The 22,661-nt window shown below is 60.4% G+C and carries 21 protein-coding genes; 7 read left to right on the forward strand and 14 right to left on the reverse strand.

The features are described 5' to 3' along the window. Positions 1–79 precede the first annotated feature (79 nt). The gene (locus tag AC5YUO_RS15435) at positions 80–1,393 is read right to left on the reverse strand and encodes an ABC transporter substrate-binding protein (protein ID WP_496155833.1); all 1,314 of its coding nucleotides are present in this window, start codon (positions 1,391–1,393) and stop codon (positions 80–82) included. Between the two features lie 320 nt (positions 1,394–1,713). Here AC5YUO_RS15435 and AC5YUO_RS15440 point away from each other — a divergent pair, with 320 nt between their 5' ends. From AC5YUO_RS15440 to AC5YUO_RS15460, 5 genes are all read left to right on the forward strand, one after another. Continuing rightward, positions 1,714–2,703, forward strand: coding sequence for a tagatose kinase (locus AC5YUO_RS15440; protein ID WP_496155834.1), 990 nt, complete (start codon positions 1,714–1,716; stop codon positions 2,701–2,703). Beyond that, positions 2,700–3,977 carry a D-tagatose-bisphosphate aldolase, class II, non-catalytic subunit gene (locus tag AC5YUO_RS15445; protein WP_174031012.1) on the forward strand — a complete coding sequence of 426 codons (1,278 nt, stop codon included), beginning with the start codon at positions 2,700–2,702 and terminating at the stop codon, positions 3,975–3,977. Before AC5YUO_RS15440 ends, AC5YUO_RS15445 begins: the two co-directional genes overlap by 4 nt. Before the next feature lie 124 nt (positions 3,978–4,101). After that, a complete protein-coding gene (locus AC5YUO_RS15450; RefSeq protein ID WP_142781329.1) occupies positions 4,102–4,974 on the forward strand; it encodes a carbohydrate ABC transporter permease in 873 nt (290 codons plus the stop codon). A 244-nt stretch (positions 4,975–5,218) separates the two neighbouring features. Beyond that, positions 5,219–6,043, forward strand: coding sequence for a carbohydrate ABC transporter permease (locus AC5YUO_RS15455; protein ID WP_496155835.1), 825 nt, complete (start codon positions 5,219–5,221; stop codon positions 6,041–6,043). A gap of 12 nt (positions 6,044–6,055) precedes the next feature. After that, on the forward strand, positions 6,056–7,054 hold the full coding sequence (locus AC5YUO_RS15460; RefSeq protein ID WP_496155836.1) for an ABC transporter ATP-binding protein: 999 nt from the start codon (positions 6,056–6,058) through the stop codon (positions 7,052–7,054). A gap of 432 nt (positions 7,055–7,486) precedes the next feature. Here the strand turns inward: AC5YUO_RS15460 and AC5YUO_RS15465 are convergent, their stop codons facing one another. From AC5YUO_RS15465 to aztA, 10 genes are all read right to left on the reverse strand, one after another. Then, on the reverse strand, positions 7,487–8,563 hold the full coding sequence (locus AC5YUO_RS15465; protein WP_496155837.1) for an ABC transporter ATP-binding protein: 1,077 nt from the start codon (positions 8,561–8,563) through the stop codon (positions 7,487–7,489). Between the two features lie 4 nt (positions 8,564–8,567). After that, on the reverse strand, positions 8,568–9,398 hold the full coding sequence (locus AC5YUO_RS15470; protein ID WP_035228147.1) for a carbohydrate ABC transporter permease: 831 nt from the start codon (positions 9,396–9,398) through the stop codon (positions 8,568–8,570). Positions 9,399–9,401: 3 nt separating this feature from the next. Further along, positions 9,402–10,346, reverse strand: coding sequence for a carbohydrate ABC transporter permease (locus AC5YUO_RS15475; RefSeq protein WP_496155838.1), 945 nt, complete (start codon positions 10,344–10,346; stop codon positions 9,402–9,404). Positions 10,347–10,496: 150 nt separating this feature from the next. Further along, positions 10,497–11,756, reverse strand: coding sequence for an ABC transporter substrate-binding protein (locus AC5YUO_RS15480; protein WP_127758036.1), 1,260 nt, complete (start codon positions 11,754–11,756; stop codon positions 10,497–10,499). 38 nt (positions 11,757–11,794) lie between these two features. Further along, positions 11,795–12,967, reverse strand: coding sequence for a PLP-dependent transferase (locus AC5YUO_RS15485; protein ID WP_065117691.1), 1,173 nt, complete (start codon positions 12,965–12,967; stop codon positions 11,795–11,797). Beyond that, a complete protein-coding gene (locus AC5YUO_RS15490; RefSeq protein ID WP_048902873.1) occupies positions 12,964–13,656 on the reverse strand; it encodes a FadR/GntR family transcriptional regulator in 693 nt (230 codons plus the stop codon). The genes AC5YUO_RS15485 and AC5YUO_RS15490 overlap by 4 nt, the downstream gene beginning before the upstream one ends. A gap of 310 nt (positions 13,657–13,966) precedes the next feature. Then, positions 13,967–14,440 (reverse strand): ribonuclease H family protein, encoded by a 474-nt coding sequence (locus tag AC5YUO_RS15495; protein WP_496155839.1) that lies wholly within the window; start codon positions 14,438–14,440, stop codon positions 13,967–13,969. Positions 14,441–14,610: 170 nt separating this feature from the next. After that, complete coding sequence (gene aztC / locus AC5YUO_RS15500; protein ID WP_496155840.1) at positions 14,611–15,636, reverse strand: zinc ABC transporter substrate-binding protein AztC; 1,026 nt, start codon at positions 15,634–15,636, stop codon at positions 14,611–14,613. Between the two features lie 28 nt (positions 15,637–15,664). Then, complete coding sequence (gene aztB / locus AC5YUO_RS15505) at positions 15,665–16,531, reverse strand: zinc ABC transporter permease AztB (protein WP_496155841.1); 867 nt, start codon at positions 16,529–16,531, stop codon at positions 15,665–15,667. After that, on the reverse strand, positions 16,524–17,357 hold the full coding sequence (gene aztA, locus AC5YUO_RS15510) for a zinc ABC transporter ATP-binding protein AztA (RefSeq protein ID WP_496155842.1): 834 nt from the start codon (positions 17,355–17,357) through the stop codon (positions 16,524–16,526). Before aztA ends, aztB begins: the two co-directional genes overlap by 8 nt. 299 nt (positions 17,358–17,656) lie before the next feature. On the opposite strand from aztA, the gene zigA reads away from it, so the two are divergent. Continuing rightward, positions 17,657–18,862, forward strand: a complete 1,206-nt coding sequence (gene zigA / locus AC5YUO_RS15515; RefSeq protein WP_496155843.1) for a zinc metallochaperone GTPase ZigA — start codon at positions 17,657–17,659, stop codon at positions 18,860–18,862. Between the two features lie 206 nt (positions 18,863–19,068). Here zigA and AC5YUO_RS15520 read toward each other — a convergent pair whose 3' ends face one another. The 3 genes from AC5YUO_RS15520 to AC5YUO_RS15530 form a co-directional block, all read right to left on the reverse strand. After that, complete coding sequence (locus AC5YUO_RS15520; protein WP_496155844.1) at positions 19,069–19,506, reverse strand: YqaA family protein; 438 nt, start codon at positions 19,504–19,506, stop codon at positions 19,069–19,071. 97 nt (positions 19,507–19,603) lie between these two features. Beyond that, positions 19,604–19,873: a hypothetical protein gene (locus AC5YUO_RS15525; RefSeq protein ID WP_496155845.1), complete on the reverse strand. Its 270-nt coding sequence runs from the start codon at positions 19,871–19,873 to the stop codon at positions 19,604–19,606. Further along, positions 19,870–20,976 (reverse strand): CobW family GTP-binding protein, encoded by a 1,107-nt coding sequence (locus AC5YUO_RS15530; RefSeq protein ID WP_496155846.1) that lies wholly within the window; start codon positions 20,974–20,976, stop codon positions 19,870–19,872. The genes AC5YUO_RS15525 and AC5YUO_RS15530 overlap by 4 nt, the downstream gene beginning before the upstream one ends. Positions 20,977–21,314: 338 nt before the next feature. Here AC5YUO_RS15530 and ugpB point away from each other — a divergent pair, with 338 nt between their 5' ends. Beyond that, positions 21,315–22,625 carry a sn-glycerol-3-phosphate ABC transporter substrate-binding protein UgpB gene (gene ugpB, locus AC5YUO_RS15535; protein ID WP_496155847.1) on the forward strand — a complete coding sequence of 437 codons (1,311 nt, stop codon included), beginning with the start codon at positions 21,315–21,317 and terminating at the stop codon, positions 22,623–22,625. Positions 22,626–22,661: the final 36 nt, after the last annotated feature.

Here is a 22,661-nt window from a genome sequence, read left to right on the forward strand (position 1 = left end):
AGGGAGTGTGGGTGCGGCAGCCCCACCCCATGCCGCCCGCCACCAGAAGGCGAACGGGCGGCACGCCGGGAGGACGCGGCTACTTGATGTAGCCCGCGCGGGTCATGTCACGTTCGACCTGTTTCTGCGCGCCTTCGAGCGCCGCATCGACGGTCTGCTGGCCGGAAAGGGCTGCCGCGATCTGCTGGCCGACGACCGTACCGATGGACTGGAATTCCGGTATGGCGACGAACTGCACGCCGGTATAGGGCACCGGATCCCTGGTCGGCTTGGACGGATCGGCAGACATGATCGCCTTCAGCACCGTATCCGCGAAAGGCGCCGCCTTCTTGTATTCCGGCAGCTCATAGGTGGATTTGCGCGTACCCGGCGGCACGGCCACCCAGCCCTCGCTTTCACCAACCGTCTTCACATAGGACTTCGAAGTCGCCCATTTGACGAAGGACTTGGCGGTTTCAAGCTTCTTCGTGCTGTTTGGAATTGCAAGGTTCCAGGACCACGACCAGCTCGAACCGTTCGGCGTTACCTCGACCGGAGCACGCGTAAACGCGGTCTTGTCGGCAACCTGGCTCTGCTTGGGGTCATAAACGCGGCCCGCCGCCGAGGTGGCGTCGATCCACATGGCGCAACGGCCGGATGAAAACAGCGTCTGGTTTTCGTTGAAGCCGTTGGCGGCCGCACCGGGCGGGCCGTAGGAGGTCATCAGCGCCACATAATCCGCAATCGCCTTTTTCCACGGCTCGCTCGTCAGCTGCGGTTTCCAGTCCATATCGAACCAGCGGCCGCCATAGGTATTGATCATGGTGCCGAGGAAGGCCATGTTTTCGCCCCAGCCCGGCTTGCCGCGCAGGCATATGCCATATTGCTGTTTCGACTTGTCGGTCAGCTTGGCGGCGAAATCCTTGATCTGGTCGTAGGTCGGATTGTCGGGCATCTTCAGGCCGGCGGCGTCGAACAGATCCTTGCGGTAAAGCGTGAACGAGCTTTCGGTGTAGAACGGCACGGCGTAAAGCTTGCCGTCCACCGTCAGGCCCTTTTTGATCGGGTCGAGCAGATCGGCGTAATCGTAATCGTCGCCGAGATCGTCGACCGGCGCCAGCCAGCCCTGCTTGCCCCAGATCGGCGCTTCGTAACCACCAATGGTCATGATGTCGAACTGGCCGCCATTGGTGGCGATGTCGGTGGTGACGCGTTCGCGCAGAACATTCTCTTCCAGCACGATCCAGTTGATCTTGTTGCCTGTTTCCTTCTCCCAGGCGCTGGAAAGCTTCTGCATGATGATCATGTCGCCATTGTTGACGGTGGCGATGTTGATCTCTTCCGCCTGCGCCAGCCCGGCCAGAAGCCCGGCCCCAACCACAGACGACGACAGAATTCCAATGAATTTGCTCATGATACCCGCTCCTCCTTTACGGATGTCCACGCATAACAATACATGCGTAAATTTTTTATCTCGCAAAATTGCATCCATTGTCAACATCCAAAAATAAATCATCGAGCAACCGAACCGCCCGAAACCTGCATAAATCATTGTTTACACCAGTATATTGACTTCATAATTTATTATTTCGCGCATTTCTCTTGCTGCATTGCAGCAGATATTTCATCCATTAATATCTTGACGCGCGTAAACTTTAACTGATATCCGAGAAAATAACAGACCGCAAATGCACCTGCCCGGCAGGACGGCAGCACACGCTTATGGAGGAGACGATGAGGCAGGCATCTACACTGGCGCCGCAGACCCAGGGCCCGACCATCACGGCCGGCGAAATCCTCGTGGAGATCATGGCGACGACGGTGGGAAACGGCTTTCTCGAGCCGCAAACGCTGATCGGCCCTTTCCCGAGCGGCGCACCGGCCATCTTCATCGATCAGGTGGCGCGTTGCGGCGGAACCGCCGGCATCATCGCCGCAGTCGGTGACGACGATTTCGGCCGCCTCAATGTCGAAAGACTGCGCCGCGACGGCGTCGATGTCTCGGCCATCGCCACTATTCCAGATCGCCCGACCGGCAGCGCCTTCGTGCGCTATCGTGAGAACGGCGCGCGCGACTTCGTTTTCAACATCGCCCATTCCGCGGCCAGCGAAACGCAGATGACCGATGAAGCGCAGGCGCTCATCGAAAAGGCCGGCCATGTGCACGTCATGGGATCGGCCTTCGCGATTGCCGGCATTGGCGACATCATTCTGGCGGCGATCAGACATGTCAGGGCACGTGACGGTTCGGTGTCTTTCGATCCGAACATCCGCAAGGAACTGGCGCAGGGTGACGAAGGCCGCAGGCTGATCGACGATCTGCTTGCCGTCACCGATCTCCTGCTGCCATCAGGCGAAGAACTTCAGGCCGCCTCCGGTCTGGACGATGAGGATGCCGCGATAGAAAAGCTGCTCGCCTCCGGTGTCGGCGAAATCGTGCTGAAACGCGGCGCGAAAGGCGCAAGCCATTTCAGCCGCGCCCATGGGCGCATCGACGCCCCCGGCCTGAAGGTGGAGGAAGTCGACCCGACCGGTGCCGGCGACTGTTTCGGCGCAACCTACCTCACCTGCCGCCGCCTCGGCATGCACCCGGCAAAAGCGCTCGCTTACGCCAATGCATCGGGTGCCCACAACGTCATCAGGCGCGGCCCGATGGAGGGCGCTGCCAGCCTTGCCGAACTCGATGCCTTCATGGCCGCGCAATTGTCGGAGGAAGTCCTATGACCGCCATTCTGGAAAATCTCGCCGCCGCCCGCCGCGCCGGCAAACCCGCGGGCATCACGTCCGTCTGTTCAGCCCACCCCGTCGTCCTGCGCGCCGCGATCCGCCGCGCCGCTGCCAGCAAGACAGCCGTGCTGATCGAGGCGACCTGCAATCAGGTCAACCATCTCGGCGGTTATACCGGCATGACGCCCCGTGATTTCGTTGCCTTCGTCAACAGCATCGCGGCGGAAGAAGGACTGCCCGGCGAACTTCTGATTTTCGGCGGCGATCATCTCGGCCCCAACCCCTGGCGCAGGGAGAAAGCCGAAGAGGCGCTGATAAAAGCCGCCGCCATGGTCGAAGCCTATGTGGCATCGGGTTTTCGCAAGATTCACCTTGATGCATCGATGGGCTGCGCCGGTGAGCCGGCGGCGCTGGATGACGTCACCATCGCCAACCGCGCAGCCAAACTTGCGGCCGTTGCCGAAAAGGCGGCCACCGATGCCGGCCTGCCCAAACCGCTGTATATTCTCGGCACCGAAGTGCCGGTGCCTGGCGGTGCCGACCATGTGCTCGACACGGTTGCGCCAACGCAGCCGCAGGCGGCGCGCAACACCATCGACCTTCACCGCGAGATATTCGCGCAGCACGGTCTTTCGCAAGCCTTCGAACGGGTCATCGCTTTCGTCGTGCAGCCGGGCGTGGAATTCGGCAGCGACAATGTCGTCGCTTATGATCCGCAGGCCGCGGAAGCGCTGAGCGCCGTTCTGGACGGCGAACCGCAGCTGGTGTTCGAGGCCCATTCCACCGATTACCAGACCGAACCTGCCCTTGCCGCACTGGTGCGCGACGGATATCCGATCCTCAAAGTCGGTCCGGGCCTCACCTTCGCTTACCGGGAAGCGCTTTATGCGCTTGATATGATCGCATCCGAAATGGTTGGCACCTATGGCGACCGGCCGCTGGCGCGGACCATGGAAAAACTGATGTTGAGCGCGCCGGGCGACTGGCAGGGCCATTACCATGGCGACGACATCACGCTGCGATTGCAGCGCCACTATAGTTACAGCGACCGCATCCGTTATTACTGGACGCGGCCGGAAGCGTTGCAGGCCGTTTCCGCCTTGCATAAGGCGCTGGATGGGAAGACAATTCCCGAAACCCTGCTGCGCCAGTATCTCGGCGAATTACCGCTCGCAACAGTTGCGGGCGAAGACGCGGAAGAGATTTTGATCGCGGCTGTGGATCAGGTTCTGGCGACCTATCACGCGGCGACGGGCGAAGGCCGCCACTGACGGCAATCATAAATCCGGATGCCCCTGCGGCAGAGGCCGCCGGAGCGAAATGGGGGAAGTGCGAGCGATTTTCATTTGGAATCCCGCTCATACTCATAACTGTATCCGTGAGGGAGGACGACTAATGGCAACACGAAACACGAGCGGTCTGGCGCGGGTGATGCTTGCGCCATCGGTGCTGTTATTGCTGGTGTGGATGATCGTGCCTCTGGCGATGACGCTGTGGTTCTCATTCCAGAACTACAATCTCCTCAACCCGGCCAATGTCAGCTTTGCGGGTCTGTTCAATTACCAGTATTTCTACACCGACCCGGCCTTTTTCCAGTCGATCTGGAACACGCTTTTGATCGTCGGCGGCGTGCTCGCGATCACCGTCATCGGCGGCATTGCCATTGCGCTTCTGCTCGACAATGACATTTTCGGCCAGGGCATCGTGCGCATCATGATCATCTCGCCCTTCTTCGTCATGCCGCCGGTGGCCGCATTGGTGTGGAAGAACATGATCATGCATCCCGGTTACGGCGTGCTTGCCGATCTGTCGCGCTTCTTCGGTTTCCAGCCGGTCGACTGGTTCGCACAGTTTCCGCTGCTCTCCATCATCATCATCGTCGCCTGGCAATGGCTGCCGTTTGCGACGCTCATCCTGCTCACCGCCCTGCAGTCGCTCGACGGCGAGCAGAAGGAAGCCGCCGAGATGGATGGCGCCAACTTCGTCAACCGCTTCATCCATCTGACCCTGCCGCATCTGTCGCGCGCCATCACCGTCGTCATCTTGATCCAGACGATCTTCCTGCTCGGCGTCTACGCGGAAATCCTCGTCACCACCAATGGCGGACCGGGTTATGCCTCCACCAACCTCGCCTTCCTCATCTATCGCACCGCGCTTCTCGGTTACGACGTCGGCGGCGCTTCGGCCGGCGGCATCATCGCCGTCATCCTCGCCAATATCGTCGCCATCTTCCTGATGCGCGCCGTCGGCAAGAACCTGGATCGGTAAGGGGGCGGGATATGACGATGCTTTTGTTCTCTGGACGGCCCTCCACCCTCCCTCATTCCTGTGCCTGTCACAGGAATCCAGCCAGCCCAAGTCCTTGGGCTGAAAGAAAGCCCCTCCGTCGCGCCGACGCGCGCCGACTGGATTCCTGTGACGAGCACAGGAATGAGGGAAGTGGGGATGCCGCCGTCTCCACACCAAAACGGCCGCATACTTTTGCCGCTATCGCTTCAGGGGAGATGTAATCATGGCCCGCAAGACAACCACACGTGCGAAGATCGGCTTTTCCATCGCGGCCTGGGCCGTGGCGCTGCTGCTGTTCTTCCCGATCCTCTATGCCTTCCTCACCTCGCTCAAGACCGAGCCGGAGGCAATCGCCGGCTTCAGCCTCATTCCCTCGGGCACCTTCGAGAATTACGTGACGGTCCAGACCCAGCGCGATTACTTCAAGCCGTTCATGAACTCGGTCGTGCTGTCGCTCGGCTCGACGATCATCGCGCTGATCATCGCCATTCCCGCCTCCTGGGCCATGGCGTTCTCGCCGACCAAACGCACCAAGGATATTTTGATGTGGATGCTCTCCACCAAGATGATGCCGGCCGTCGCCGTGCTGGTGCCGATCTATCTGATCTTCCGCAATGCCGGCCTGCTCGATACCCGCATCGGGCTGACCATCATGCTGACCTTCATCAACCTGCCGATCGTCATCTGGATGCTCTACACTTACTTCCGGGAAATCCCCGGCGAGATCCTCGAAGCCGCCCGCATGGATGGCGCATCCCTGTGGAACGAGATCGTGCATGTGCTCACACCAATGGCGGTGCCGGGCATTGCCTCGACGCTGCTTTTGAACGTCATCCTTGCCTGGAACGAAGCCTTCTGGACCATCCGGCTGACGACCACCAATGCAGCGCCGCTGACGGCCTTCATCGCCTCCTTCTCAAGTCCGCAGGGGCTGTTCTGGGCAAAACTCTCGGCCGCCTCGATGATGGCGATCGCCCCCATTCTCGTCATCGGCTGGTTCTCGCAGAAACAACTCGTGCGTGGCCTGACCTTTGGCGCCGTGAAATAAGGAACGACAAACATGGGCAGCATTTCCCTTCAGAACGTGTCCAAGCTCTTCGGTGAGGCGAAAGTCATCCCGCCGATCGATCTCGATATCAACGACGGCGAGTTCGTCGTCTTCGTCGGCCCCTCCGGCTGCGGCAAGTCCACGCTTCTGCGCCTCATCGCCGGGCTGGAGGACGTCTCCGGCGGCAAGATCGTCATCGACGGCAATGACGCCACCGAAAAGGCCCCGGCCGAGCGCGGCCTTGCCATGGTGTTCCAGTCCTATGCGCTTTATCCGCATATGAGTGTCAGGAACAACATCGCCTTCCCGCTGAAGATGGCCAAGCTCGACAAGGCGGTGATCGATAAAAAGGTCGAGGATGCCGCCCGGGTGCTGAACCTCACCGATTATCTCGAACGCCGGCCCTCGCAGCTGTCGGGCGGCCAGCGCCAGCGTGTCGCCATCGGCCGCGCCATCGTGCGCGAACCGAAAGCCTTCCTGTTCGACGAGCCGCTTTCCAACCTCGATGCGGCGCTGCGCGGCACCATGCGGCTGGAAATCTCCGAGCTGCACAACACGTTGAAGACAACGATGATCTACGTCACCCACGACCAGGTGGAGGCTATGACCATGGCCGACAAGATCGTGGTGCTCAACCGCGGCAATATCGAGCAGGTCGGTTCGCCGATGGAGCTTTACCGCACCCCCGCCAACCTCTTCGTCGCCGGCTTCATCGGTTCACCGCGCATGAACCTCATCACCGGCGATTATGCCCGCGAGAAGGGTGCCGCCACCGCCGGTGTGCGGCCGGAGCATCTGCTGCTGTCGAAGGAAAGCGGCCTGTGGCAGGGCAAGGTCACGGTTGCCGAACATCTCGGATCGGATACCTTCCTGCATCTCGAGGTGTCAGGTATCGGCCCGATCACCGCCCGCACTGACGGCGAGTTCGAATGCAAACATGGCGATACCGTCTTCATCACCCCGGACGAGACCAAGATACACAGGTTTGATGAGAAGGGTGTGGCGATCTAGGTGTTGGCTTTCACAAGGTTTTTCATTCACAGCGGACCCGAAGGCGCGTGGAGCTTACCCCCCTCTGCCCTGCCGGGCATCTCCCCCTCAAGGGGGGAGATCGATCTGCAGCAAAGTCTCGTACATCTCGAAGCTTGCGAATGAAGCGATGAAAGAGCCTCTTGCCGATCTCCCCCTTGAGGGGGAGATGCCCGGCAGGGCAGAGGGGGGTAAGCCCCACGCGCCTTCGGGTCCGCTGTGAATGAAAGACCTTGTGAAAGCTCACATCCAGAGCCTCCACGATAGACGAACGAAAGGCAATCTGATGCCACGGTTGGCGCGTTTGCGAAGGTTCTCAACGTCTCCAGCTTTCCGCCGTTCCGGCTCAAGGCCGGAATGACGGAGGTGGGTTTGCAACCGCCCAGGAAATATTCCTGCGTACTATGCCAAACCTCACGCCTCCCCGATCCTCACGCCATTCCGATCAAAGACATGCAGCCTTTCCCGCGGGAAACCGACCCGCAGGGATCTACCCGGTTGCAACAATGCCCGATCTGACGAAAACAGCTTGAACGGCAATCCATGCACGGTGAGGTGCAGGATGACGCCGAGGCCGGTCGGCTCGACCAGATCGACAGTCGCTTCCACACCGCCATCAGCCGGCGCAACGGTGACATGTTCCGGGCGGATGCCGAGCGTGACCGGCTCGCCATCGGCGAGGTCCACTTCCCGGCCAAGCGCCAGGCGCGTGCCGTCACCCAGCATGACGAAACTGCCGCCATTCTCCTGCACGAGCCGTCCTTCGAGGAAATTCATGCCGGGCGAACCGATGAAACCGGCGACGAAAAGATTGGCCGGGCGATCATAAAGATCGAGCGGCGCGCCGATCTGCTGCACATGGCCGGCATTCATGGCGACGATACGTGAGGCAAGCGTCATCGCCTCGATCTGGTCATGGGTGACGTAAACCGAGGTCGCGCCGAGATCGGCATGCATCCGCTTGATTTCGGCACGCATCTGCTCGCGCAGCCGGGCATCGAGGTTGGACAGCGGCTCATCGAACAGGAAGGCTTTTGGCTGGCGCACGATGGCGCGGCCCATGGCGACGCGCTGACGCTGGCCACCGGAGAGCGCCTTCGGACGGCGGGCGAGATAGGGATCGAGGCCGAGTTTCGCGGAAGCACCGGCCACCGCCGCCGCGATGGTTTCTTTCGGGCTGCGGCGCAGGCGCAGGCTATAGCTCATATTGTCGGCGACGCTCATATGCGGATAGAGCGCATAGGACTGGAACACCATGGCGATATCGCGATCCTTCGGCCGGCGATCATTGACACGTTCGCCATCGATGGACAGGTCGCCGGATGTTATCTCTTCAAGGCCTGCGATCATGCGCAGCAGCGTCGATTTTCCGCAGCCGGAGGGACCGACGAGGACGATGAACTCGCCATCCCTGATATCAAGATCGACGCCATGCAGCACGGCGAGGTCGCCATAGGTCTTGCCGACATTCTTCAGCTCGATGGAAGCCATGGGATTATCCTTTCACCGCGCCGGCCGTCAGGCCCTGCACGAGATAACGTTGAATGAGCAGGAAGAAGAGGCAGGCCGGAATGAGCGCCAGAACGCCCGCCGCCATCATCTGCCCGAAATCGACGGAGAATTTCGAAACGAAGGTCAGAAGGCCAACCGGGAAAGTGGCGCTCTGGTTGCCGGAAATCAGCATCAGCGCAAACAGAAGCTCGCTCCACGCGGCGGTGAAGACGAAACCAAGCGTCGCGGCAATGCCCGGGAGCGTCAACGGCAGGATGATCTGGCGGAAGGCCGTAAACCGGCTTGCCCCGTCGATCATCGCCGCCTCTTCCAGATCCTTCGGAATGCCATCGAAGAACGACTGCATGAGGAAGGTGGCGAAGGGCACGTTGAAGGCGGTGTAGACGATGACCAGACCCGTCAGGCTGTTGGTGAGGCCGAGGGGCGAGAGCATCTTGAAGATCGGCGCGACCAGCATGACCAGCGGAAACATCTGGGTGATCAGCATTAACGCGACGATCCAGTATTTGCCCTTGAAACGAAAGCGTGACAGCGCGTAACCCGACAGCGACGAGAGTATCGTCACGGCAATTGCCGTGGAGCCCGCGACGATGACGCTGTTCTTAAAAAACGTCGGGAAGGCACTGTTTTCTATGACGAAACGATAATGATCCCAGGTCGCCCGCGATGGCCACATCCTCACACCTTCGCTATAGAGCAGATCATTCGGCGTCACGGACACCTTGAGCAGCCAGAACAGTGGGAACAGTGCAAAGGCGATATAGGCAAGGATCGCCAGACGATGGGCAAGGGTGAGAAATATCCTTGAGGTCATCGGTCAGTCCTTCTCGATCAGGCGCTGGCGCAGCAGCACGATCAGCATGGAATAGGCAAGCAGCAGCACCAGCAGCACCAGCGCGATGGCCGAGGCATAACCGAAATCCAGCCGCCGAAAGGCCTGCGTGAAGATGTAGCTGGCGACGATCTGCGTGCGGTCGGCCGGCCCGCCATTGGTCATGACGATGATGAGGTCGGCGAAATTGGCGATCCAGACGGTGCGCAGCAGGATGGTGATGGCGATGGTGGGCGCCAGAAACGGCAGGGTGATGGAGGTGAAACGCTGCAACGGGTTTGCCCCGTCAATTTCCGCCGCCTCGTAAAGATCGCGCGGGATGGCCTGAAGTGCGGCAAGCAAAGTGATGGCGAAGAAGGGAATGCCCCACCAGACATTGGCGATGATGGGCCCCCACATGGCAAGCTGCGGATCGGCGAGGATATTGTTGGGCGCGGATAACAGCCCGAGCGAGACCATCCAGTGCGGCAGCGGCCCGATGACCGGGTTGAACAGCCACGCCCAGTTGAGACCGGCAAGGAAGGTCGGCACGGCCCATGGCAGGAACACCAGCGCCTGCGCCAGCCCCCTGCCCGCGAAGGGTTTATCGAGCAGCAGCGCCAGAATGAGGCCGAAGAAGAATTGCAGGAAAACCGAAGCGCCGGTCCACCACAGCGTGTTTTTCAGCGCCCGGTAAAAGGCCGCATCCTGCGACAGCGCCTCCAGATGTTTGAGACCAACAAAACCGCCGGAAAACGGATTGAGCAGCTGCACATCGCGAAAGGCATAGGAGAGGCCGAGCACCAGCGGCACCAGCATGACGGCGACGATAAGCACCAGCACAGGCGCGCTGTAGAGCCAGGGTTCGGCCCAATCGGCAAACCGCCGCATCGCGGGCTTGCCAGCTGGTTTGCGCGCGGCCATGGGCCCGGCGCCATGGGCATAGGACATGATTGATCGCTCCTGATCGGACGGCGGGGCAGACAGGTTTTTTTAAGGCCTCTGGCCAGCCGGTCCGCACGTTTTTCAAATCGGCCTGTCCTTTTCGGCAGCCCGGAAGAACGGCCACGCGGGTTTCGCCCGCGCGGCCAGCCCGTGTCGTTACTTCGAGGCCAGGAACTTCTGCTGCGCCTTGGTCATGTAATCAGCCCATTGCTTGGCAAGGTCTTCCGGCGTGATATCGCCGAGCAGCGCTTCCTGCGATGTCTTGATCACAAGCGAATCCTTGAAGAAGGCAAATTCCTCAAGATAGGTCGGCATCGTCGTCGGCACGGCGTTCTTGTCGGCCAGTTCGTCAAACCAGCCCTTGAACTGCTCGCTGGCATAGAAGGGGTCCTTCTCCGCCGACTTGTGCACCGGCAACGCACCGGTCTTCTTGTTCCACTCGATATTGCCTTCCGGCCCTTCAAGCGTCTCGATCAGCTTCCAGGAAAGGTCTTTGTTTTCGGATTTCGACATCATCGACCAGCCGGCGAAACCGATCGTTGGGAAGGTCTTGCCGTCGGGTCCCTTGGGCATGGTCATGACGCCGAAATCTTCCGGCTTCATGCGCTGGGCGATGGCGATCAGCGCATCCGGGTCCTGATCGAGGAAGGCGCAGGTGCCGGAATAAAAGCCGGCGACGATCTCGTTAAAACCCCAGTTGACGCTGTCCTTTGGCGCATAACCGTTCTTGTAGAGATCGATCACATAGGTCAGGCCCTTCACCCAGCCGGGGCTGTCGAAGGTGGAGGTGCCGTCCTTGGTGAAGAACTCGTTCGAACCGGCCATGGATGCGCCGAACATGACCCAGCCGTTGAGGCCGCCCGGGCCGCCGCGCAGGCAGTAGCCAGATTTGCCGGGAAGGGCTGCGACCTTCTTGGACGCATCGGCAAATTCCTCGAGTGTCTTCGGCGGCTCCTTCACGCCGGCTTCGGCCAGCAGTTTTTTGTTGTAGAACATGGCGCGCAGGTAAAAACCATAGGGCAGCATATAGGCCGTGTCCTTGACATCGCGGCCGAGTTCCAGCGTGCGCTCGCTCAGGCCCGCGGTGTGCTCCCACTTGGCAAGATAGGGCTCAAGGCTCTCCAGCATGCCGTTATTGGCATAAAGCGACAGCCATGTGTCGGGCATTTCCATCACGTCAGGCACATCGCCGGCCGAGACCATGGTGGCGAATTTCTGGAAGGCTTCGCTCCACGGCAGGGAGATGATTTCCACCTTGGTGCCGGGATTGGCGGCCTCGAATTTCGAGACGATGCCTTTCAGCGTTTCCGTCCGCTCGGGACTTGTGATGACCTCGACCAGTTTCAAGGTCGTGTCCGCCAGCGCCGTTCCGGTCATCAGGGCGGTGAAGATTGCTGCTGTTACCAGTTTTTTCATGTCGTTCTCCCCTTTTTTGTCGTCAGTTTAAAAACACGTCAGGCGGCGGAGGCCGCCTTGATCGCGGGTTCGAGATCGTTCCAGAGGGCTTCCGTGCCCTCCAGCCCGACATGCAGGCGCACCGAACGCGCGCTGATGCCGAAGGTGTGGGCGGAGTTTGGCTGCGCCTTCTGTTCGAGCACCACTTCGCCGGGGACGATGAGGCTTTCATGCCCGCCCCAGGAAACACCCAGTTTGAAAAGCTTGAGGCGGTCGGCAAAAGCGCGCACATCCACCCCTTCCCTGAAGATGAAGGAAAACAGGCCCGAGGTGCCGTGAAGGCCGGGCGGCAGGCGGTTCGCCAGCCCCGGATGGCAGACCTTCTCCACCACATCCAGCGCCTGCAGGCGGGTTGCGATCTCAAGCGCCGAGGCCTGATGCGCCTTCATGCGCAGCGGCAGCGTGCGAAGCCCGCGAATGAGCAGCCAGGCATCGAAGGGCGACATCTTGCCGCCGAGATAGGGATAGGTTTCCGCCCGGATGCGGTCGATCATCGCCTTCGAACCGGCCACCACGCCGGAGACCACATCGCTGTGACCGCCGAGATATTTCGAGGCCGAATGCACGACGAGATCGACGCCGAGCGAGATCGGCTGCTGGAAGACCGGGCTTGCCCAGGAATTGTCGATGACGGTGACGGCGCCATGCCGCTTGCCGATGGCGGCCAGCGCACCGACATCATGGGCTTCCATCACCCAGCTCGTCGGGCTTTCCATGTAAAACAGCTTTGCGCCCGGCATCGCCTTTTCAACCGCCGCCTCGTCGCGGCCGTCAACATAGGTCACCTCGATATTCATGCGCTGCATGAAGGTGCCGAACAGGCGGAATGCATCGGGATAGACATGGCGCACGGCGACGATCCGGTCACCCGGCGAAACGAAGGAGAGCACGGTGGAGGAAATGGCCGACATGCCGCTTGCAAAACCGAGCGCATCTTCGGCACCTTCCAGCTTCGCCAGCATCTCTTCAAACAGCCGCACGGTGGGGTTCAGCCCGCGCGTATAGACCGGCCGCACCTTTTCGCCGCGATAGGTGGAAACCATTTCGTCATAGCTGGAAAAGGTGAAAAGCGAGGTCTGCACGATGGGCGGCACCACGGCCTCGAAGGCGTGGGCCTCGTCATGCGCAACGATAAATGAGGCGGGATCGAAGAGATCGTTGCCATGGTTCATTTCGACATGTCCTTGATATCCTCCTCGACGACGGCGAGGATTTTCAGTGTTTCTTCACGGGCGGTCTCGGCATCACCGGCGGCGATGGCGTTGAACAGCGTGCGGTGAAAGGGAAAAGAGCGGCCGGCGAAATCCGGGCGGTCGAACGGCTTCGACCAGAAGCGTTCGAAGCCTTCGCGCATCTGCTCCAGAAGCTGCTTGAACAGCGTATTATGGGTGGCATCGTAGATCGACAGATGGAAGGCAAGGTCGGCCTTGCCGGAGGTTCCCTCGGCCAGATGCACCCGCTCCATCTCGTCAAGCCGCGCTTCCATCGTGGCGATATCGTCTGCCGTGCGGCGGCGCGCAGCCGCCATGGAGGCTTCCACCTCGATGCCGCGCCGCACTTCCAGCGTCATCAGCAGCGCATCGCGCAGGCTCTCGGCATCGATGGAAATCGGCATATGAACGGTGGCGGCGGAAATCGGCTTCAGCAGGTAATTGCCGCTGCCCTTGCGGCTGTCGATGACACCGAGCGCCTGAAACTTGCGGATGACTTCGCGGATGGTGGAGCGGCCAACACCCAGCGCCGCCATCAATTCCCGCTCCGCCGGCAGCCGGTCTCCCGCCTTCAGCCCTGCCCGCTCGACATAGTCGGAAAGCGCCGCCTCGACCTGGCGCACGCGGTCGCTCGGTGGAATCGGCTGCATGAGTTCCCGGCTGGACCTGTCCAAGACGCACCCTCTAAATTGGTCTGACATCTTACCATTTCAAAGGGTGGATCGATTGTCAACCGGTAAGGAAGGATGCCCTGTCGTGCCACTTTCCCCCGATATCCTGTTGTGCCTCCGAAATGGCATTAGAATACCCAAGGCGATTTGGAGGCCGTGTGTGATTCCGGGGGTTGAGGGTGCGATAAAAAGGTACCCGCACAACCGCTCGATATGGAAAAGGCCTAGACCGGGGAAGGCTGGAAGGAAGAACTTAAAACGCCGAATCAGGGCGACTGACGGCCGCCGGTTAACGCGCCGTCGCGCGGGCGACATCACGCGCCAATGCATCGGCATGCTCATTGCCGGCAGTGCCGGAATGCCCTTTGCACCATTCCACGGCCACTTGGGGATGTCGCTCCAGCAGCGTGTCGAGCTGCTGCCAGATTTCCCTGTCGGGGATCGGTCTTCGGCGGGTACGCTGGTTAGGCGTGATCCGCTTCCAGCCGTTATTGCGCCAGATCGCCCGATATCGGTGGCAACCTTCAATGACATGAGCGGCGTCCGTCCAGAGCGTGATTGCGCGCGTTGGCGCCTCGGCGGCGATCCAGGACATTGCGTTGAGGACAGCGAGGACCTCGAAACTATTGTTCGATGTGCCAACCGCCTTGCCCGAGGCGGAATGGATCTGGTGGCCATCTTCATGAACGACGAACGCCCATCCTCCGGATCGGGAGGCATCGTCGAAGGAGCCGTCGGTAAAGATGTGAAGCGCATCGGACATGAGAGGGTGTGTAGCACCGAAATGGAAGCCGCTAAAGGAACAGCCATTGCGAAGGGATTCTTTCGTTCCGATGCCACTTCACATTCCGCGCCAAGCGGCAGGGGTGCCACCACGAAAGCAGAGAGGGCGGCGCAAGCCACCCTCTCCTAACTCATGCGAAGCTGCCCGTTTTACTGGCCGAGAACGGCCGCCGCAATCGTCTGCATGTTGTGGTTGACCATGTCGATATAGGTCGCAGCCGGGCCGTCGGCTGTCGAAAGCGCGTCGGAATAAAGCGTGCCGCCAACCTTCAGGCCGGTTTCGCTGGCAATCTGGTCGATCAGCCGCTTGTCGGTGATGTTTTCAACGAAAATGGCCGAGGCCTTGTCGTGCTTCACCTGATCCACCAGCTTGGCGACATCGGCGGCCGAGGCTTCGGATTCCGTCGATACGCCCTCCGGCGCGAGGAAGTTCAGGCCATAGGCATGCTCGAAATAACCGAAGGCATCATGCGAAGTAATGATGACGCGCTTTTCCGGCGGGATCGCGGCAATCTCGGTCTTCACCTTCTCGTTCAGAGCGGCAAGCTTGGCGATATAGGCATCCGAATTGGCGGTGTAGGTGGCGCAACCGGCCTTGTCGACCTCGCAAAAGGCGCCGGCAATATTCTTGACGTAGATTTCGGCGTTCTTGATCGACTGCCAGGCATGCGGGTCGAACTCACCGTGATGGTGATGCCCTTCATGGCCGTGATCGTGGTCATGGGCCTCGGCCGTCTCGTGTTTGTGGCCGGCTTCCTCCGCCTTGTGGTCGTGACCCTCCTCTTCCTCGGCTTCCGGATGGGCGTGACCGGCCGGCTCGTCGGAAAGCTTGAGCGGCTCCACACCCTTGGTCAGTTCCACCACCGGCGCCTTGGTGCCGCTGGTGTCGATCAGACGCTTCAGGAAGCCTTCGAATTCCAGGCCATTGACCAGCACCACATCCGCCTTGCTGACGGCGACGGCATCGGCCGGGCGCGGCTCATAGACATGGGCGTCGCCATCCGGCCCCACGAGCGTGGTGATATCGACCCGGTTACCACCGACATTTTTGGCGAAATCGGCGATGATCGAAAAGCTGGCGACAACTTTGAGTTCGGCGGCGGACGCCTGCGCCATCAGGACCGGAGAGAGGGAAAGAAGGCTGACGCCGGTGGCCAGGCGGAGGGTTTTGAACATGAAGGTTCTCCTTTTTCGAACGCTGTTTTCAGGCCGTCCTGTGACGGCCGGAACCGAGAAGATCACGCAGCACGCCGCGCGTGCCGACGAGGATGGAAAGCGCATAGATGACGCCTGCGGACAGGATGATCGCCGGGCCAGACGGCAGCGACGCGTGATAGGACAAGAGCAGACCGGCAAAGCAGGAAACCATGCCGATGCCGATGGAGATGAAGCACATGGGCGCCACGCGGTTGGACCAGAAACGGCTGGCGGCGGCGGGCAACATCATCAGCCCGACGGAGAGCAGCGTTCCGAGCGCCTGAAAACCGCCGACCAGATTGAGCACGACGATGGCAAGGAAGAGGAAATGCACCGGGCTGCCCCAGTTGCTGACCGAGCGCAGAAACAGGGGATCGAGGCATTCCGCCAGCAGCGCCCGCCAGAAGGTGATCATCACCACAAGCGTCACGATGCAGATGCCGCCGATCAGGCCGAGCGCCTCATTGTTCAACGCCAGCACCGTGCCGAACAGCACATGCATCAGATCGACGCTGGAGCCGCGCCACGAGACGAGCAGCACGCCGAGCGCCAGTGAAATCAGATAAAGGGCGGCAAGTGAGGCGTCTTCCTTCTGGATGGTGAAGCGCGACACGGCACCCGCGCCGAGCGCGACCAGAAGGCCGACGGCCAGCCCGCCGATGGTCATGGGCAGGATTTCCAGCCCGTAGAACAGAAACCCGACGGCCGCCCCCGGCAGGATGGCGTGGGACATGGCGTCACCCGTCAGGCTCATGCGGCGCAACATCAGAAACACGCCGACCGGACCGCAGCTGATGGCAAGGATCAGCGCACCGGCGAGCGCCCGCTGCATGAAGACATACTGGACGAAGGGTTGGATGAAGATATCAGCCATGGGCATTCGAATTCGCGTGGGAGTGGTCATGGGCATGGGAACGGGCGGTGGCCACCTGCGGACTTGCCCCGACGATTGGGGGCGAAGGCGCTTCGGCCGGTTCGCACCAGGGCGCATTTTCCTCCCACGCCTCGTGAAAATGTCGCGCCTGGCGAATGTTTTCCGCCTTCAGGACATCGGCCGTAGGACCCAGCCCGACAAGCTTTCGGGCAAGGAACAGGGTCTCGGGAAAATGCTGCCGCACGAGCTGGAAGTCATGGAGGACGGCCAGAACCGTGCGCCCCTCCGCCACCCATGATTTGATCAGGGCCATAAGGTCGGCAACGGTTCGTTCGTCGACGGCGTTGAAGGGTTCGTCGAGCAGGATCAGCTGCGCATCCTGCAACATGGCGCGGGCAAACAGGGCGCGCTGCATCTGGCCGCCGGAGAGCGAGTCGATATTGCGCCTTTCAAAACCGGAAAGCCCGACCGCCTCCATCACGCGGCCCATCGCCGCCCGGTCTGCGGGACGGTGGCGGCCGAGCAGGCCGCGTTTCGGCCAGAGACCAAGCGCCACCAGATCCCGCACCTGCGCCGGAAAGGAGCGGTCGAGTTCCGATTGTTGCGGCAGATAAGCGACGGACAGACCGGGGCTTACGCGGCACTCGCCGCCGAGTGGCTTTAAAATGCCGGCAATGCCTTTCATCAGCGTCGATTTTCCCGAACCATTGGCGCCGACCACCGCAGTGAGCGAGCCTTTGGCGATATCGCCATTGAGATGATGCACGGCCGCGCGGCCGGCATATCCAAGTGTGAGATTTTTGAAAGCGAGGCACGGATCGCTCATCGATCCCTCCGGGGCAGGATGTCATTCGATGGCCCTTGATATGTAATGTTATTACATTCGTCAAACGAATATGTAACGAAATAACATTAATCATTGGAAAGATGGCGGCTCTCTTCGGACAGCCGCCGCCCAGCCCGCCTTGCGGGACGCTTTTTTTCTGTCGCCCGTTGACACGCGACCGATATGTAATGTTATTACGTTACATAACGAAGACGGGCAGCATCGAACCCGTCGTTTCCAGATCGTCAGGCGTGACCGCCATGAGGTCCACGCGAACGTTGCCAAAGAACGAGGTCCATATGTCGAAAAAACTTCCCGTCACCGTGCTTTCCGGCTTTCTCGGCGCCGGCAAGACGACGCTTCTCAACCATATTCTCGCCAATCGCGATGGTCTGCGCGTGGCGTTGATCGTCAATGACATGAGCGAGATCAATATCGATGCGGCGCTGGTGCGCGATGGCGGCGCCAACCTCTCCCGCACGGAAGAACAATTGGTGGAAATGACCAATGGCTGCATCTGTTGCACGCTGCGCGACGACCTCTTGACCGAGGTGCGGGCGCTGGCCGAACAGGGCCGTTTCGATTACCTGCTGATCGAATCCACCGGCATCGCCGAGCCGCTTCCCGTCGCCGCAACCTTCGATTTTCGCGATGAAAACGGCCGCAGCCTTTCCGATGTCGCGCGTCTCGACACCATGGTGACGGTGGTGGATGCCGCCAATCTTCTCAATGATTACGGGTCGTCCGATTTTCTGGCCGACCGCGGTGAGACGGCGGGCGACGGTGACAACCGCACCATCGTCGATCTTCTGGTGGAGCAGATCGAATTCGCCGATGTCGTCGTTCTCAACAAGATCGGCACTGCGACCCCGGAGGAGCGGGACGCCGCCCGCAAGATCATCGTCGGGCTTAACCCGGATGCGAAACTCATCGAGGCCGATTTCGGCAAGGTGGCGCTGAAGGAGGTTCTCGGCACCGGCCGTTTCGATTTCGCAAAGGCTGAAGAACACCCTCTGTGGTTCAAGGAATTGCACGGCTTCAAGGATCACATTCCCGAAACCGAGGAATATGGCATCCGCTCCTTCGTCTATCGTGCCCAAAAGCCGTTTGACCCCGTGCTGTTCCAGCGCTTCATCGATCGCGCCTGGCCGGGCGTGGTGCGTGCCAAGGGTTTCTTCTGGCTGGCGACGCGCCCGCGTTATGTCGGGGAGATCAGCCAGGCCGGTGCATTGGTCCGCACCGGCAGGATGGGCCTGTGGTGGTCCGCCGTGCCGAAGGAGCAATGGCCGCGCGAAAAGCAGTTCCTCGACATGATGAAGCCCTATCTCGATCCGGTCTTCGGCGACCGGCGACAGGAAATCGTCTTCATCGGCTCCGATCCGATGAACGAGGCGCGCATCCGCGCGCAGCTCGATGCCTGCCTGATCGATACCGAGGCATTCACACCGGATGCATGGCGGCACCTGCCCGATCCTTTCGCAAGCTGGGACAAGCAGGCGGCTTGATCGTTCCTCACCGCCCGCATTTTAACCGAGCGGATGCGTCTTTCGCCTTCTCCCCGCCGGGGAGAAGGTCGCGGCAGCGGGATGAGGGGGCGAGCTCTCCGCAAATCTCTGCGCCTGCCCCCTCATCTGACCCTTCGGGCCATCTTCTCCCCCGCGGGGAGAAGAAACGGGAGGCACCCTCTCGCGAAAATAAGAAATTGAAAAGATTATAGAAAATTCAGCGTCACCAGCGCCAGAACGAGATAACGCCCAACCTTGGCGATGGTGACCAGCAGCAGGAAGACCGGCAGCGGTTCCTTCATGATGCCGGCGGCAACCGTCAGCGGATCACCGATCAGCGGCGCCCAGCTGAGCAGCAGCGACCATTTGCCATAACGACGGTACCAGTTCTGGGCGCGCTCCAGCGCCGCCTCCCCGACCGGAAACCAGCGTTCATGCCGAAAGCGCTCGATACCGCGCCCAAGCAGCCAGTTAACGAAGGAACCGGCGACATTGCCGACGCTGGCCACAGCAACCAGCAGCCAGACAGGCTGGGATTTCAGAAGGATGAGGCCGGCCAGTGCGGCTTCCGACTGCATGGGCAGAATGGTCGCCGCGATAAACGCCGTCAGGAACAAACCCGCATATACCGCCAGATCGGCCATTGCCCGCCCTTCATCATCCGCGAATCCCGTCGCTGCCCCTGAAGTGGCGGATGAGGATGGCCGCGGTCAAGCGTATCTTAAGCCCTGAAACGGGTTCTCAAGCCGAATTCGCGGCGATGGCGCGCACGATATCGTCATGATCCACCGCGAGAAGCGCCTTGTGGATAGAGAATTGCCGGCTTGTGCCGGAAGCCGACAGGATGACGATCACCGTTTCGCGCGGCGGGCAATCCGGCAGGACACAGGAAAGCTCGCTGACGGTGACGATGTCTTCGGGGTGGAGATGCAGCAGATCGCGGGACCATTGCTTCAGAAGACGGGCCTGCGAGACGATTGCGGAGCCGCTGCGCGCAAGCGGATTGTTCATGCCCTGCCCTTTCGCCCCACCTGCGAGGCCAGCGTATCGAAGAGAGCGCGGATCGGCTGCTGCGGCATGTCCATGCCGATCAGCACGATGCGCGTTGTACGATTTCCATCCGGCCAGCGCTCCAGACGGGTTAATGGATAAAGCCGGTGCTGCACCGCATGGGCGACAACCGGCCGCTCCGGATCGTCAGTCGCGCCGAAAATTCCCTTGAGCCGCAGCAGGCCGGAATGCACATTGCTGGTGACGAGCTCCAGAAAAGTGACGATCGCCTGCGGATCGAAAGCGCCGTCAAAGGTGAGATCGAAAGCCTCGACCCCAACGCCATGGCGGTTGATATCGTGCTGGTGGGCGGCATGAAGGCTCAGCCTGTCGGCAGCAAGCCACCCCGGCGCATCCTCCGGCTTGCCGCGCAGCGAATAATCCGACACTGCAAACAACGACATCAGATCGAAGTCGGCGGCATTGCGGTCATGAAACGATGCCGCAGGATTGAGATCGACGAGGCTGTCGCGGTCCACGGTCGTGGCATCGGCAAGATCGGTTTTTGTCAGGACGATATGGTCGGCAAAGGCAAGCTGTTTCCAGCCTTCGATGAAGCTATCGAGCATCGCCGGGCCGGAGGTGACGTCGAAAGCCGTGACCACGCCTGCAAGATGGAAATGCCGGGCGACGATGTGATCACGCAGGCCAAGCGCCGGCGTGCCGCCGGCGATCAGGCTGTTGATGATCGGCGCCGGATCGGCAAGGCCGGTGGTTTCGATGACGACCCGCGATACTTCCGGCATCATCCCCTCCAGAAAGGCCTGATGCAGCTCGTAAAGCGAGGTGCGGATATCGCTGGTGGCGGTGCAGCAGATGCAGCCCGTCGTCGTTCTGAAATATCGCTCGGAACCCGTTCGCACCAGACCGTGATCGATGGGCACCGCGCCGAATTCATTGACGATGACCGCAGCATCGCGCATGGCCGGCTCAGTCAGAAGCGCGTTCAGCAACGTCGTCTTGCCCGCCCCCAGAAAACCGGTCAACAGGGTGACCGGCACCGTGCGGACAGGTGGCGAGACGGCCAAATCGTCCCTGCGCTCAACCGCTTTCTTTCGCTTCATTCCGAACACATCCGCACCTTAGCCACCCACAAAATCACTGCATCATAATATGTAATGTAATAACGTATCAATTGCGATTGTTGGATTTCCAGCAGGAGCGAATTCCGTAACGGCATACGTCCAAAGACCGGACGCATGAAAAAACCATGGAACGAAGGAAATGGAATAATAAATCCGTTTCCTTCACTTTCGTTTTAATCGTTCCACGTTCTCTTGCATTTTCGTTAGAGTTCGCTTTTAATCGGATCGCTAATACAGAAAAGATCGCCCGCAGCCGGATCGAGGAGGATAGGCTGCAATAAAGGGCTGTATCTTTTACTGTTTTTATAATGGGAGGAATGACCTTGAAAAAACTCAGCTACCGCCTCGCCGCGGCATCCGCGCTTTCGTTTTTTGTCACATCGAATGCATATGCAGTAACGGACATTCAGTGGTGGCACGCCATGACCGGCGCCAATAACGAGGTCGTGGATACGCTTGCCAAAGAATTCAACGACAGCCAGAAAGAATACAAGATCACGCCCGTCTTCAAGGGCACCTATCCGGAAACCCTGAATGCCGGCATTGCGGCATTCCGCGCCAAGCAGCCGCCGGCGATCATCCAGGTCTTCGATGCCGGTTCGGGCGTGATGATGGGTGCTGCCGGCGCCATCAAGCCGGTGGCGGACGTGCTGAAGGAAGGCGGCTATACCTTCAACAAGGACGAATATCTGGCCGGCATCGTCGCCTATTATTCCAAGCCCGACGGCACCATGCTGTCCTTCCCTTACAATTCGTCCTCGCCGATCCTCTATTACAACAAGGATGTCTTCCAGAAAGCCGGCCTCGACGCCGACAACCCGCCGAAGACCTGGCCGGAAGTTTTCGAAGCCGCGAAAAAGATCAAGACCAGCGGTGCCGCCCAATGCGGTTTCACCTCCACCTGGCTCACCTGGATCCAGACCGAGAACTTCGCCGCCTGGAACAACATCTCCTATGGCAGCAATGAAAACGGCCTTGGCGGCACGGATGTGAAGCTTGCGGTCAATGCGCCACTCTTCGTCGAGCATTTTCAGGCCATTGCCGATCTCGCCAAGGACGGCACCTTCCGTTATGGCGGACGCACCTCCGAAGCCAAGCAGCTGTTCATGTCCGGCGAATGCGGCATCCTGACCGAATCCTCCGGCGGCCTCGGCGATATCGTCAAGACCGGCATGAATTACGGCATCGGCCAGCTGCCCTATTACGAAGGCCACGGTCCGCAGAACACCATTCCCGGCGGCGCCAGCCTCTGGGTCTTCGGCGGCAAGAGCGACGCCGAATATAAGGGTGTTGCCGAATTCTTCCATTTCCTCTCGCAGACCAAGATCCAGTCTCGCCTGCATCAGGTCTCCGGCTACATGCCGGTAACGATCGCGGCCTATGAGGAAACCAAGAAATCCGGCTTCTACGACAAGAACCCCGCCCGCGAAACGCCGCTGCTGCAGATGATGGGCAAGCCGCCGACAGAAAACTCCAAGGGCGTGCGTCTCGTGAACCTGCCGCAGGTGCGCGACATCATGAATGAGGAATTCGAGGCGATGCTGGCCGGCAAGCAGGACGCGAAAGCCGCCCTCGACAAGATCGTGGAACGCGGCGATGCGGCCATAAAGCAGGCCGCCGGCAACTAAGCGATCCCCTGCCCCGCCCGCATCCTTGTCAGGTGC

The organism is Agrobacterium sp. LEGMi-208b (assembly GCF_059511785.1).

What these genes read in the sequence shown, in the direction of transcription:
- AC5YUO_RS15435 (WP_496155833.1), bottom strand. Translation starts at nt 1,393, where the DNA reads ATGAGCAAATTCATTGGAATTCTGTCGTCGTCTGTGGTTGGGGCCGGG.
- AC5YUO_RS15440 (WP_496155834.1), top strand. Translation starts at nt 1,714, where the DNA reads ATGAGGCAGGCATCTACACTGGCGCCGCAGACCCAGGGCCCGACCATC.
- AC5YUO_RS15445 (WP_174031012.1), top strand. Translation starts at nt 2,700, where the DNA reads ATGACCGCCATTCTGGAAAATCTCGCCGCCGCCCGCCGCGCCGGCAAA.
- AC5YUO_RS15450 (WP_142781329.1), top strand. Translation starts at nt 4,102, where the DNA reads ATGGCAACACGAAACACGAGCGGTCTGGCGCGGGTGATGCTTGCGCCA.
- AC5YUO_RS15455 (WP_496155835.1), top strand. Translation starts at nt 5,219, where the DNA reads ATGGCCCGCAAGACAACCACACGTGCGAAGATCGGCTTTTCCATCGCG.
- AC5YUO_RS15460 (WP_496155836.1), top strand. Translation starts at nt 6,056, where the DNA reads ATGGGCAGCATTTCCCTTCAGAACGTGTCCAAGCTCTTCGGTGAGGCG.
- AC5YUO_RS15465 (WP_496155837.1), bottom strand. Translation starts at nt 8,563, where the DNA reads ATGGCTTCCATCGAGCTGAAGAATGTCGGCAAGACCTATGGCGACCTC.
- AC5YUO_RS15470 (WP_035228147.1), bottom strand. Translation starts at nt 9,398, where the DNA reads ATGACCTCAAGGATATTTCTCACCCTTGCCCATCGTCTGGCGATCCTT.
- AC5YUO_RS15475 (WP_496155838.1), bottom strand. Translation starts at nt 10,346, where the DNA reads ATGTCCTATGCCCATGGCGCCGGGCCCATGGCCGCGCGCAAACCAGCT.
- AC5YUO_RS15480 (WP_127758036.1), bottom strand. Translation starts at nt 11,756, where the DNA reads ATGAAAAAACTGGTAACAGCAGCAATCTTCACCGCCCTGATGACCGGA.
- AC5YUO_RS15485 (WP_065117691.1), bottom strand. Translation starts at nt 12,967, where the DNA reads ATGAACCATGGCAACGATCTCTTCGATCCCGCCTCATTTATCGTTGCG.
- AC5YUO_RS15490 (WP_048902873.1), bottom strand. Translation starts at nt 13,656, where the DNA reads ATGCAGCCGATTCCACCGAGCGACCGCGTGCGCCAGGTCGAGGCGGCG.
- AC5YUO_RS15495 (WP_496155839.1), bottom strand. Translation starts at nt 14,440, where the DNA reads ATGTCCGATGCGCTTCACATCTTTACCGACGGCTCCTTCGACGATGCC.
- aztC (WP_496155840.1), bottom strand. Translation starts at nt 15,636, where the DNA reads ATGTTCAAAACCCTCCGCCTGGCCACCGGCGTCAGCCTTCTTTCCCTC.
- aztB (WP_496155841.1), bottom strand. Translation starts at nt 16,531, where the DNA reads ATGGCTGATATCTTCATCCAACCCTTCGTCCAGTATGTCTTCATGCAG.
- aztA (WP_496155842.1), bottom strand. Translation starts at nt 17,357, where the DNA reads ATGAGCGATCCGTGCCTCGCTTTCAAAAATCTCACACTTGGATATGCC.
- zigA (WP_496155843.1), top strand. Translation starts at nt 17,657, where the DNA reads ATGTCGAAAAAACTTCCCGTCACCGTGCTTTCCGGCTTTCTCGGCGCC.
- AC5YUO_RS15520 (WP_496155844.1), bottom strand. Translation starts at nt 19,506, where the DNA reads ATGGCCGATCTGGCGGTATATGCGGGTTTGTTCCTGACGGCGTTTATC.
- AC5YUO_RS15525 (WP_496155845.1), bottom strand. Translation starts at nt 19,873, where the DNA reads ATGAACAATCCGCTTGCGCGCAGCGGCTCCGCAATCGTCTCGCAGGCC.
- AC5YUO_RS15530 (WP_496155846.1), bottom strand. Translation starts at nt 20,976, where the DNA reads ATGAAGCGAAAGAAAGCGGTTGAGCGCAGGGACGATTTGGCCGTCTCG.
- ugpB (WP_496155847.1), top strand. Translation starts at nt 21,315, where the DNA reads ATGACCTTGAAAAAACTCAGCTACCGCCTCGCCGCGGCATCCGCGCTT.